Source organism: Tianxiuia mixotrophica (genome assembly GCF_050596425.1).
Taxonomy (GTDB): Bacteria; Bacillota; Clostridia; order Peptostreptococcales; family Acidaminobacteraceae.
Window position 1 is genome coordinate 153105 of the sequence record NZ_CP192292.1, and the last position, 11704, is coordinate 164808.

10 protein-coding genes are annotated in these 11704 nt (G+C 41.5%); 9 read left to right on the forward strand and 1 reads right to left on the reverse strand.

Translation table 11 applies throughout. The features are described from left to right. The first annotated feature begins 236 nt into the window (after positions 1 to 236). The 3 genes from ACQ4KW_RS00730 (at position 237) to ACQ4KW_RS00740 (ending at position 2925) form a co-directional block, all read left to right on the forward strand. Positions 237 to 968, forward strand: a complete 732-nt coding sequence (locus tag ACQ4KW_RS00730) for a hypothetical protein (protein WP_430884641.1) — start codon at positions 237 to 239, stop codon at positions 966 to 968. Positions 969 to 1092: 124 nt separating this feature from the next. Beyond that, on the forward strand, positions 1093 to 2223 hold the full coding sequence (locus ACQ4KW_RS00735; protein WP_430884642.1) for a sensor histidine kinase: 1131 nt from the start codon (positions 1093 to 1095) through the stop codon (positions 2221 to 2223). A gap of 9 nt (positions 2224 to 2232) precedes the next feature. After that, on the forward strand, positions 2233 to 2925 hold the full coding sequence (locus ACQ4KW_RS00740; protein ID WP_430884643.1) for a response regulator transcription factor: 693 nt from the start codon (positions 2233 to 2235) through the stop codon (positions 2923 to 2925). An 83-nt stretch (positions 2926 to 3008) separates the two neighbouring features. On the opposite strand, the gene ACQ4KW_RS00745 is transcribed toward ACQ4KW_RS00740, so the two are convergent. Beyond that, positions 3009 to 3779: a TIGR02206 family membrane protein gene (locus ACQ4KW_RS00745; protein WP_430884644.1), complete on the reverse strand. Its 771-nt coding sequence runs from the start codon at positions 3777 to 3779 to the stop codon at positions 3009 to 3011. A 710-nt stretch (positions 3780 to 4489) separates the two neighbouring features. On the opposite strand from ACQ4KW_RS00745, the gene ACQ4KW_RS00750 reads away from it, so the two are divergent. From ACQ4KW_RS00750 to ACQ4KW_RS00775, 6 genes are all read left to right on the forward strand, one after another. Further along, the gene (locus ACQ4KW_RS00750; protein WP_430884645.1) at positions 4490 to 6043 is read left to right on the forward strand and encodes an ABC transporter substrate-binding protein; all 1554 of its coding nucleotides are present in this window, start codon (positions 4490 to 4492) and stop codon (positions 6041 to 6043) included. 401 nt (positions 6044 to 6444) lie between these two features. Further along, positions 6445 to 7371 (forward strand): nickel ABC transporter permease, encoded by a 927-nt coding sequence (nikB, locus tag ACQ4KW_RS00755; RefSeq protein WP_430884646.1) that lies wholly within the window; start codon positions 6445 to 6447, stop codon positions 7369 to 7371. A gap of 24 nt (positions 7372 to 7395) precedes the next feature. Then, on the forward strand, positions 7396 to 8307 hold the full coding sequence (locus ACQ4KW_RS00760) for an ABC transporter permease (protein ID WP_430884647.1): 912 nt from the start codon (positions 7396 to 7398) through the stop codon (positions 8305 to 8307). Between the two features lie 16 nt (positions 8308 to 8323). After that, positions 8324 to 9316, forward strand: coding sequence for an ABC transporter ATP-binding protein (locus ACQ4KW_RS00765; protein WP_430884648.1), 993 nt, complete (start codon positions 8324 to 8326; stop codon positions 9314 to 9316). Further along, entirely contained in the window at positions 9317 to 10270 is a 954-nt protein-coding gene (locus tag ACQ4KW_RS00770; RefSeq protein ID WP_430884649.1) for an ABC transporter ATP-binding protein, read from the forward strand. It begins immediately after the preceding gene. Between the two features lie 266 nt (positions 10271 to 10536). Next, on the forward strand, positions 10537 to 11703 hold the full coding sequence (locus ACQ4KW_RS00775; protein ID WP_430884650.1) for a cobalamin B12-binding domain-containing protein: 1167 nt from the start codon (positions 10537 to 10539) through the stop codon (positions 11701 to 11703). Position 11704 lies beyond the last annotated feature (1 nt).

Below are 11704 nucleotides of genomic sequence, written 5' to 3' on the forward strand. Positions count from 1 at the left end.
GATTCGTCTTCGAGCACTGGGCTTTTTATGCTTTAGTTCGTATTGTTCCTAGTTGACTGCGCATTTGTTCATGAGGTTTTTCATATTTTATAAAAATTTTAAATTTGCTTTAAAGGGCTTTTAAATCTTGACCCTATACTGTGACTATAGAAAAAGCAACTCAGTAAGCTGTACTTAAACTGGGTTGTATTAAGAACAAATATTTTAAAAGTATCTGTAGTCTTTAGGAGGACAAGATGAATAAAATTAAAACAATCTACAATGTGGTGGAACAAATTAAAGGTCAAGAAAGATTTGCTGGGCAAGGATTCATGGAAATAATAAAAGACAACAAACAAGTTTTTATGTCAGAGAAAACATTTGAAAAAGATGTAAAGTCAGGTGTGGTGAAAGGGACCATAAAGACACAAGTTGACCATGAAGGCGCTTCTATAAAGAATGAATCCTCTTTTGAAGTGGACAAAAATAAGTTTCAACCATGTGGTCATGGCCCTCATAGAAAGGGAATGGGGCGAGGTCATGGGATGAAATGTCATGAAGTGGGTATGAGACATCATATGATGCATATGCATGAAGAGCATTTCGGAAGCGACAAGTGTCAGGGTGGATTTATGAAGCATAAGCTAAATAAACTGTCTCTGGTCTTAGATATTTTAAACAGACTTGAAATTGAAGAAAAAGAAGACGACATGAGGGTGTTTTCTTTAGAAATAAGCAAAGATCAAATGCCTGAAGCTTTTCTAAATCACCTCAAGATGCACATGATTCATAAGCAAGGAAAAGGACACCACGGTAAATGTCTTGAGGATATTCACGGCCTAGAAGATCTCCAACTAAAAATTCAAGGGGAAATTGATAAAGATCATAACATCCGTCAAATTGAGCTGAGGGGTCAAGGGTCATCTTATGGAGACGCTGGTGAAAAACAGGCCTACCAAATCAGGGCTAAGTTCAAATTTGAAGCTTAATAAACGTGAATGAGACCTGATCTTCATGCACCATTCTATTGACTGTTCCAATAACATGTGGCCTGCTGTCTATACGATAGCAGGTCTATTCAAGTATAATGGTAGATGAGTGGGAGGGTTTACCATGCGCCATGAACAAAGAAAAAAAAATAAGTGCAGGCACAATGATCAGTGGAAGTACCATAAAATGCACCACAAGGAGTTTATGCGATACAGACGTATACTCCATACCATGCCTGTCCTGATCGTACTTGTCACCCTAGTCATATCAGCCTTGCTATTTCAGTGGAGTGGCCGTGAGAGCTTCACGACCCTCATGATGGTTATATTCGTATTCTTAATTATCAAAGAAATACTACAGGCTTTCTTTTTTAAAAGAATTTCCCGGCGATTTATTGAACCTCTTATAAACTTAAAAACTGGCTTTGATGCTATAGGTGAGGGGGACTATTCCGTCCGAGTGGAGGCCGTCCATCATGGAGACATGAACAAACTTTTTAAGGCCTTTAATGCGATGGCTTATAAATTAGAGGAAAATGAGCACATAAAAAGGCAGTATGAGGACAATCGAAAGCAACTCATAGCTAATATTTCACATGACTTGAAGACGCCAATCACAACGGTTCAAGGTTATATTGAGGTTCTCGAAGAAGGGGTCGTCAAAGACCCGGATAAAACAAATCGCTACCTAAAAATAATGAAGAACAACACAGAATACATCAACAGACTTATTGATGACTTATTTTTGTTTTCTAAACTAGATATAGACCAGGTTCAGTTTGAGTTTTCACGAGTCAATGCCCATGATTTTTTCAATGACATGATGGAAGAATTTCAAATTTCTCATTTAGAATCTGGTTTCAAGTTTTCTTATCAAAATGACATTGAAGCGTCTGTTTGGCTTCGTGTAGATGGAAAAAGGCTTTACAGGGCCATTAAGAATATTGTGGATAACAGCGAGAAATATGCCAGTGTTGGCCAGGTGACCAAGGTTGATGTGGATTTATCAACAAGAGACGGATTCCTAACATTAAAATTTAGAGATTATGGTCCAGGCATACCTGATGATAAACTTAGTCATATTTTTGATCGTTTTTACCGTGTGGATGATGAGCGGACAAAGATGCTAAACAGCACTGGGCTGGGACTGGCCATTGCCAAAGAACTTATCGTGGCACATGAGGGGCATATTGTGGCAGGGAACCATAAATCTGGCGGTGCAATTTTTATCATGCAGTTGCCATTATGTGTCTAGGAGGGGAAGATGAAGAGGATACTGGTTATTGAAGATGACAAGGATATAGCCGAGTTGGAAAAGGACTATTTAAACTTAAATGGGTTTGAAGTGGACCTGGAAACCAGTGGTCAAATGGGTCTTGAAAAAGCCTTGAGTGGGCTCTATGATCTTGTCATTGTGGATTTAATGTTGCCGGGAATGAGTGGGTATGACATAGTGAAGACCGTTCGTGAAAAAATGGAAATTCCCTTATTGATCGTATCGGCCAAATCTGAAGATATTGACAAAATTAGGGGGCTGGGGAGTGGCGCTGATGACTATATGACAAAGCCCTTTAGTCCGGCCGAACTTGTGGCCCGGGTCAATACCCATATTTCCAGGTATGAAAGGCTGGCTGGACGGCCTAAAAGAGATGATGTGATTCATCTTAAAAGCTTGGAAATTCATCAAGGTTCAAGACGGGTTTCGGTGAGTGGAAAAGAAGTAACCTTGACGGCGAAAGAGTTTGATCTTCTCTTGTTCATGGCCCAAAATCCCAATATAGTTTTCAGCAAAGAAAAACTATATGACAGGATATGGGGCGAGGAAGATATTGGAGAAACAGCAACAGTGGCTGTGCATATACAGAAAATAAGAAAAAAAATTGAGAAAAATCCCAGTGAGCCGATCTATATTGAAACCATATGGGGGGCAGGCTACAGGATGAATGATGGCGTTTAAATCAATGGTGGCGTTTAAAATCCTGGCTTAACATGTACTTGTTTTCATGTTAAAGCCAGGATTTTTATTTTTCATGATTTCGACTAAAATTTAAGTCTTGCAGCCGCTTCTTTAGTCTGGTTCCCTCTTTTATGGGAAAAGGGCAGGTAGGCTAAGAAAAATAAAGCAAACATGGCTCCTAGAAGCACTGCAATATAGTAGGGATAAGGTGGCAGGGCGTCAAGCATTGTAGGTGTACTTGGTTTTCCATTTAAATAGGAGTAGTTACCACCCACAAGTTTATTAATGAAGAAAATGCCCACAAAATAAATAGATGTAATTTTATAAGCCCATTTAAGGGAAGCTTTTGTTGGATAGTAGTTATAGGCCAGCATCATGTATAAAATCGAAACGATGAGGGTGCCATGGCCGAAAAAGTACTGCATAAACATGATATGTGGTGGACCAAACCCAGAAGTGTCTGGTGTGATCAGAGCAATCAGTCCGCCGACAATGCCCCAATAATACACAATATCAAAAAGTTTTTTATGACGTGTTAAAAGCAAGATGACTGTACCGATTATTGCAAGTCTACAGCTGTACAAGGGAAGAGACTCAGCTAAGGTGAAGTTTCCACTTGTAATATACCAGGCGTAAAGAATGGTCTGCTGAAGGGTCAATATTGTTGCTAAAAACCATTCGGTTTTTCGTCTAAACACAGGGTTGTTAAGCATGGGTCTTGTCTGCATTAAAAGGGCAATACCCATAAAGACAAAAAGCACACCGAGCAAATGCGGTTTAGTAAAAGGAATAAACTTATCACCGTAAACAGTGGTGCCCCAAAACATATCTATAAATGTAACTTCATTTGTCATTTGAAAGACCTCCAGAATTTATACCAAGAAGCATTGTAGCACGATTATCTTAAAAAAACCTTAAACCTAGACAATTTGTTGTGGCGGGGCCTTATAAATGAAACTTTTATCACGTGCTTATGCAAAATGGGTTTATATAACAGATTTAAGGCCTTGATAAATGGGAAAACTGCACTTTTAAGATAACGAATCCTTCAAAATAATGCATAGAAATATACGAAAAACGATATTTCATAAATATTCAGAAAAGTCAATTTGTGAATTACGAAAATGAAACAATATCGACTTTGTCACAAATGTTAAATAAATGTTAACGAGAGCCAAAGCCTTGAAAAATAAAGGATACGATTTTTGTGGACGTGCTAAACGTTTTGTTTAAGTCCAAAATGTTAATGAAAGGTCGACATCTTTATTAAAAATGTTACATATTAATTAACGATAATTAAGAATTCTTGTAAGCCTTGCTACAAGTGCTTTACAAGGTTGGGAAAACGCTTCGATAGCTCAAGCCTATTGCAATCAGTGCCTATTGTCCGTAATATGGATTCCAGTGAGGGAGTCGTCTCATCGAATTGTTTGAAAATTCACTGGATTGCGATTCGGTAATTAATTTCGGCAGATGAGAGACAATAACCCCGAATGTTTATCTGAAATGTTGAGGGCCCAAACAACATGATGTGAACTTATATGCTTGAGGAGGAGAGTACAACATGTTTAACAAGAAACTAGTTACGATCCTGTCTGCGATGCTTATCGTAGCACTAGCCCTAACAGGGTGTGCTGGCGGTAGCTCAGACACTGGTGCTTCATCTGGTTCAGGTGAAACAGCAGAGGTTAAAGACACGATCATTATTGCACAAGGTGCAGATGCAAAATCTCTAGATCCACACGCAACAAATGACCAACCATCATCGCGTGTATCTAAGCAAATCTACAGCCGTCTGGTTGAAATGAACGAAGAAATGGAAATTATTCCCGGACTTGCTGAGTCATGGACGTATGTAGATGACAAGACTGTTGAATTCAAACTACGTGAAGGCGTTAAGTTCCACAATGGTGAAGAACTTAAGGCTTCAGACGTTAAGTTTACGCTAGATAGAATGATGGCTTCTAAAAAAGTTGCTCACATTATCGAAGCGGTAACTGGTGTTGAAGTAATTGATGATTACACTGTACGTGTTATGACAGAAGAGCCATTTGGTCCTCTACTATCTCACCTAACACATACTGCAGCGTCTATTCTTAATGAAAAGGCAGTAAACGAGTCTGGCGATGACTACGGTCAAAATCCAGTTGGTACTGGTCCTTACACATTCGTTGAGTGGGCTGCTGGTGACAGAATCACACTAGAAAGCTTCCCTGAGTACTTTGATGGCGAAGCTGCAATTAAGAATGTAGTATTCAGAAACATCACTGAAGGTACAAATAGAACAATCGGTCTTGAGACTGGCGAAGTTGACGTTGCATACGACATCGAGCCAATCGACAAGCAACGTGTTGCTGACCATGAAAGCCTACAGCTTGTAGAGTCTCCATCTCTATCTTACGCTTACATTGGTATTAATACGACAAAAGGTCCTCTAGCGGACGTTAAAGTACGTCAAGCAATCAACTACGCTATCGATGTTCCTACAATCATCGACGTTGTACTTGAAGGCGCTGGCGAACTAGCTAACTCACCAATCGGTCCACGTGTATTCGGTCACAATGCTGACGTAGATGCATATGGTTACGATGTTGAGAAGGCAAAAGCACTTCTTGCTGAAGCTGGCATGGCTGACGGATTCGATACAACAATCTGGACAAATGACAACCCTGTTCGTATGCAGATTGCACAAATCGTTCAAGCACAGCTTGCTGAAATCGGTATCAATGCAGTTATCGAGCCACTTGAGTGGGGTTCATACCTAGAGAGAACAGCTAAAGGCGAGCATGATATGTTCATCCTGGGCTGGACAACTGTAACAGCTGACGCTGACTACGGTCTATACGCTCTATACCACTCTTCACAGCACGGTGGTGCTGGTAACCGTGACTTCTACACAAATGAAGAAGTTAACACACTTCTAGAAGAAGGCCGTATGGCTACAGATCCAGAAGTACGTAAGGAAAAGTATGCGAAGGCTCAAGAAATCATCGTTTCTGAAGCACCTGACGTAATGCTTTACTACAACACGCAAAACATTGGCGCTCAAAAGAACGTTAAAGGTTTCAAGCTTCACCCAGCTGGTCACCACAGTGTTTACGGCGTATCTTTCGAATAAGATAAACAACTGAAGCTCGAACGAAATGAGCGAAAGTACAATCATAAAACTGAGAGCTTAGCTCTCGCCCATAAAGACTATTAAATCAAAAGTGAGACCCCTCGGGTCTCACTTTTGGGGTCTAAGGGCTTGTTAACTAAAAGTAAAAACTATTACAGGCTTTTTAAAAAGTTGTGAAGCCCGTGTAATTATTACGGTCTTCGAACTACAGCTTGAAATGTCTATTTCAAGGCGCTACGAAACATTGAAGTAGGGGTCGTTTCGAGTCCAAGCCCGAATCATTCACGAAATCTAGTCCTATAGATTTCATGAATAATGCGGGCTCGGCAAGGCGCAGTCAAAAAAGTCGCGTAAGAGTTCGACTAAAACCAATCCTTATGAGATCGAGAGGGAGGATATCCATGTTAAAGTACATTGGCAGACGTCTTCTTATGCTGATTCCCGTTCTCCTGGGTGTAACATTTATCGTATTTTCGATTATGTACATGACTCCAGGTGATCCAGCACAGCTAATCCTAGGTGAATCTGCTCCACCGGAAGCAGTTGCAGAACTAAGAGCTGATATGGGACTTGAAGATCCATTTATAGTTCAGTACGGACGATTTGTTGTAAACGCTGTTCAAGGCGATTTCGGCAAGTCTTATACAACGAAAAGAGACGTATTCAGCGAAATTTTCGCACGTTTTCCAAATACACTTAAACTTGCGGGTGTAGGCGTTCTACTTGCAATTGCCATCGGTATTCCAGTTGGTATTATTTCGGCAACGCGCCAGTATTCTGCTCTTGATAATGTGAGTATGATCGGTGCCCTACTTGGGGTATCCATGCCAAACTTCTGGCTGGGACTTATGCTCATCTTATTCTTCTCGGTTAATCTGGGATGGCTTCCATCATCGGGTTCTGAGACATTCAAGCACATGATCCTACCGGCTATTACCCTAGGTACAGGTGCTGCAGCAATCATCACACGTATGACGCGTTCTTCTATGCTTGAAGTTATCCGTCAGGACTTTATTCGTACGGCACGTGCAAAAGGTGTTGCTGAAAAGAAAGTAATCAACAAGCATGCCCTTAAAAATGCACTTATTCCTGTTATTACAGTTGTTGGTCTTCAGTTCGGTTACCTTCTTGGTGGTGCGGTACTGACAGAGACTGTATTCTCATGGCCAGGCGTTGGTCGTCTGCTCGTTGAGGCAATTCGTCAGAAAGACACACCGACAGTTCTTGCATCGGTTGTATTCATGGCGACGACATTCAGTTTCGTTAATCTACTTGTAGACGTTCTTTACGCTTACGTAGACCCACGTATTAAGTCTCAGTACCAATAATCTTTTTAAGAAGGAGGCAAACACATGAGCAGTGTAAGTAATACAGGAAAGCCTGTTGGTCTTGATAAGCCAAAAGCAAAAAATAAGAAAAGAAGTCAATGGGCAGAAGTCTGGAGAAGACTTAAGCAAAATAAAATGGCCATGGCTGGCCTTGCAATATTAGGCGTTCTTGTTTTCTGTGCAGTTTTCGCAGACGTGATCGCAGACTACAATGAAGTTGTTATTAAGCAGGACCTAAAGGCACGTATGGAGGGTCCTACAGCAGAACATATTCTAGGAACAGACGAATTTGGTCGTGATATCTTTGCAAGAATGGTTCACGGTGCGCGTGTATCTCTTCAGGTTGGTCTTATTGCCGTTGGTATCGCCATCGTCTTTGGTGGTTCCCTAGGTGCCCTAGCGGGTTACTATGGCGGTAAACTTGATAATGCAATCATGCGTCTGATGGATATTTTCCTTGCTATTCCGTCGATCCTACTAGCTATTGCTATCGTATCGGCTCTTGGACCAAGTCTGATTAACCTGATGCTTGCCATCGGTATTTCATCGGTTCCTCAGTATGCACGTATTGTTCGCGCATCTGTACTTTCGATTCGTGACCAAGAATTCATCGAAGCGGCTCGTGCCATCGGTGCGAACGACTTCAGAATCATCACGAAACACATTATCCCGAATGCCCTTGCTCCGGTAATCGTTCAGGCGACACTTGGTGTTGCAGGTGCGATCCTATCTACAGCGGGTCTATCATTCATCGGTATGGGCATCCAGCCACCAGCTCCAGAGTGGGGCGCAATGCTATCAGGCGGTCGTCAGTACCTGCGTTATGCATGGCACATTACAGCGTTCCCAGGTATTGCAATCATGATTACAATCCTAGCACTTAACCTTCTAGGTGACGGTCTTCGTGATGCACTGGATCCTCGTCTGAAGTCTTAATGGAAGGAGTACAGACATGTCGAATCTACTAAATATTAAAGATTTATCAATACACTACACGACAGAAGACGGCAATGTAAAAGCCGTTAACAATATTGAACTACAACTTGGCGCTGGCGAGACTCTAGGTCTTGTTGGTGAAACAGGTGCAGGTAAAACAACAACTGCACTTGGGGTTATGGGTCTTGTTCCAAACCCTCCAGGAAAAATCACAAGCGGTACAATTGAATTTGAAGGCCGTGACCTGATGAAGATGTCAGAAGAAGAAATGCGTATGATCCGTGGTAACAAGATCTCAATGATCTTCCAGGATCCGATGACATCTCTAAACCCAGTTATGACAGTTGGTGAACAGATTGCAGAAGTTATTGAAATTCACCAGGACCTTGGATCGAAAGATGCAATGAACAAGGCTGCAGAAATGCTTGAGCTTGTTGGTATTCCTGGGTCTCGTATTAACGATTACCCACACCAATTCTCAGGTGGTATGAAGCAGCGTGTTGTTATCGCTATTTCTCTGGCGTGTAACCCTCAGCTTCTCATTGCCGATGAGCCAACAACAGCTCTTGACGTTACAATTCAGGCTCAAGTACTTGACCTGATGCGCAATCTGAAAAAAGATTTTAACACATCTATGCTTATGATTACCCATGACCTGGGTGTTGTTGCAGAAGTGTGTGACAAGGTTGCAATTATGTATGCTGGTGAAATTGTGGAATACGCTCCAATTCAGCAACTCTTTGAAAACCCATCACACCCATACACACATGGTCTGTTTGGATCTATTCCTAACCTTGATGAAGAGGTGAGCAGACTAAAGCCGATCACTGGTCTTATGCCAGATCCTACGGATCTTCCGTCTGGATGTAGCTTCCACCCACGTTGTCCGCATGCACAGCCAATTTGTGCACAGCAGTCTCCTAAGGACTCTGTTGTAGAAGGCGAGCACCGTGTTAAGTGCCTTATGTTTGAAGGTCTAGTGGAGAAGAGTGAAAAGGAGGTGGGCTAAATGGCAGCTTCAAATACAATTCTAGAAGTAAAAGGCCTAAAAAAGCACTTTAAGACTCCAAAAGGTCTACTGCATGCTGTTGATGGCGTTAACTTTACAATTGAAAAAGGTAAGACTCTTGGTATCGTAGGTGAGTCTGGTTGTGGCAAGTCAACAACTGGACGAGCGATTCTACGCCTACACGAACCAACGGCTGGTGATATCATTTTTGAAGGCAAGAATGTCGTGGATATGAACAAGTCAGAAATGCAAAAAATCCGTCGTGAAATGCAGATCATTTTCCAGGATCCATTTGCTTCACTAAACCCACGTATGACTGTGTCTGAAATTATTGCAGAGCCACTTCAAATTCACAAGCTTGTAAACAACAAGCAGGAGCTTGATGAAAAAGTAACTGAGCTGATGGAACTTGTTGGTCTTTCAGATCGTCTAGTAAACACTTACCCTCACGAACTTGATGGTGGTCGTCGTCAGCGTATTGGTATTGCCCGTGCCCTGGCTCTAAACCCTAAATTCATCGTTTGCGATGAGCCTGTATCAGCTCTTGATGTATCTATTCAAGCACAGGTACTAAATCTTATGCAAGATCTACAGCAGGAACTGGACCTGACGTACATGTTTATTACTCATGACCTTTCTGTTGTTAAGCACTTCTCAGATGACATCGGTGTTATGTACCTTGGTCAAATGGTTGAAAAGGCATCATCAAAAGATCTTTTTGCTGATCCACTTCACCCATACACAAAGGCGCTTTTATCAGCGATTCCTGTACCAAGTCTAAATCATGATCGTGAGAAGATTACACTTGAAGGTGAAATCACATCACCAATCAATCCAGAACCAGGTTGTCGATTTGCTAAGCGTTGCCCAATCGCATCTGCTGAGTGTTCAAAAAAAGACCCTGCGCTAAGAGAAGTTAAGCCAGGCCATTTTGTTGCATGCCACTTGGTGTAAACCACAGTTTGCATAAAACATTAATTTAATCATAAAAGTGTAGGGCGGTTTTTAATCGCCCTGCACTTTTTTTATGTGTGTCAAGGCCTATGCCCTTTGATTTGGAGTATGAGAAAGTGGGCAAAAAGGTTCAAAAAGAGTTAAAAATACGGTTAAAGGATTATCGAGGGTATAATAAAGTGGTATTATTATAGGGTAAGATTTACCAGCACCATAAGGGTGGTGGTGTTTATTGTGCACAGTGCATATAGAAAGGTGTTTAGTGAATGTCAGAAAAAAAACTACATTCCATGATCCAGGCGGCCTTGCCTCTGTTTGACTACGATGATAGTGCAGCGCAGGCCTATGAAGAATATGCAGTAGACCTTGCTAAGCAAGTGAATAGGGCGCTTGAAAGCAGACCTGATTTAGAAGAAATGATTGGCCATAACTCGATTGATATTCTTGAAAACAATACATATAATCACATGGAGTTTATGAAGAGTGTCATTAAACATAAGCAAGGCCATCTTCTTGTGAAGACATTGCCTTGGGTCTACAAAACATACATGGCCAAGGGTTTTATGGAAGATTTTTTTAAGATTGAGCTGGAAGACTGGATCACAGCCCTCCTATCAAAGAAGGATGCCAGACTTTCTCCCATTATTGATATATATGTTTTAATGATTGAATGGCACAAAACCAATGTTGAACTCTCACAAATGAGTGACTATGTTATCTTTGACTGTGAAGGCAATTGGACAGAGGACTTGCAAGAATTAATGGAGACTCTCCTTCAAGGGGACAGCAAGCCAGTTCTTGAAAGACTGCTTCAACAATACACCCTTCCAGAGGACACTGAGACCATATATTTAAGCCTTTTTCAGCCCATTTTGTATCGCATTGGTGCATTGTGGGAAGAAGGGAAGTTAACAGTAAGTGACGAGCATTTGGTGTCCTCTGCTGTGGCACGTCTAATGGCGCATTTACATTTGATGACTGACCGAAAGCTTCATATGAAGGGGGATGTTGTTATTGCGACTGGTGAGCATGAGTACCATCAGATTGGTGCAAGGATGGTTGCTGATTTAATGGAGAACGCTGGCTGGAATGTACGCTTTCTAGGATCAGACCTTCCTGTTGAATCCTTCACAGATGTCCTTGACCACATCAATCCTGAGTTTGTTGCTCTTTCTGTAACCATGCCCTTTAACATAACAAAAATCATTGAAACGGTTAAGTTTATTCGTTCAAAAGAACGTTGGGATCATATTAAGATTATGGTGGGGGGACTGGTGATCAACAAAACCCCTTCCCTACAGCATATTATTGGGGCCAATGCTTATCCCTGTGATGCCGCTGAAGCTGTTGCCATTTCCAATCAGTGGTACGATGAATCTATTCGTCATCGCAATTTAGTCAATGTAGAAAAAAATGAATTTAAGGATCAGTAAG

Bases quoted from the DNA above. Each gene is read 5' to 3' on its own strand.
- ACQ4KW_RS00730 (WP_430884641.1), top strand. From the start codon at position 237: ATGAATAAAATTAAAACAATCTACAATGTGGTGGAACAAATTAAAGGT.
- ACQ4KW_RS00735 (WP_430884642.1), top strand. From the start codon at position 1,093: ATGCGCCATGAACAAAGAAAAAAAAATAAGTGCAGGCACAATGATCAG.
- ACQ4KW_RS00740 (WP_430884643.1), top strand. From the start codon at position 2,233: ATGAAGAGGATACTGGTTATTGAAGATGACAAGGATATAGCCGAGTTG.
- ACQ4KW_RS00745 (WP_430884644.1), bottom strand. From the start codon at position 3,779: ATGACAAATGAAGTTACATTTATAGATATGTTTTGGGGCACCACTGTT.
- ACQ4KW_RS00750 (WP_430884645.1), top strand. From the start codon at position 4,490: ATGTTTAACAAGAAACTAGTTACGATCCTGTCTGCGATGCTTATCGTA.
- nikB (WP_430884646.1), top strand. From the start codon at position 6,445: ATGTTAAAGTACATTGGCAGACGTCTTCTTATGCTGATTCCCGTTCTC.
- ACQ4KW_RS00760 (WP_430884647.1), top strand. From the start codon at position 7,396: ATGAGCAGTGTAAGTAATACAGGAAAGCCTGTTGGTCTTGATAAGCCA.
- ACQ4KW_RS00765 (WP_430884648.1), top strand. From the start codon at position 8,324: ATGTCGAATCTACTAAATATTAAAGATTTATCAATACACTACACGACA.
- ACQ4KW_RS00770 (WP_430884649.1), top strand. From the start codon at position 9,317: ATGGCAGCTTCAAATACAATTCTAGAAGTAAAAGGCCTAAAAAAGCAC.
- ACQ4KW_RS00775 (WP_430884650.1), top strand. From the start codon at position 10,537: ATGTCAGAAAAAAAACTACATTCCATGATCCAGGCGGCCTTGCCTCTG.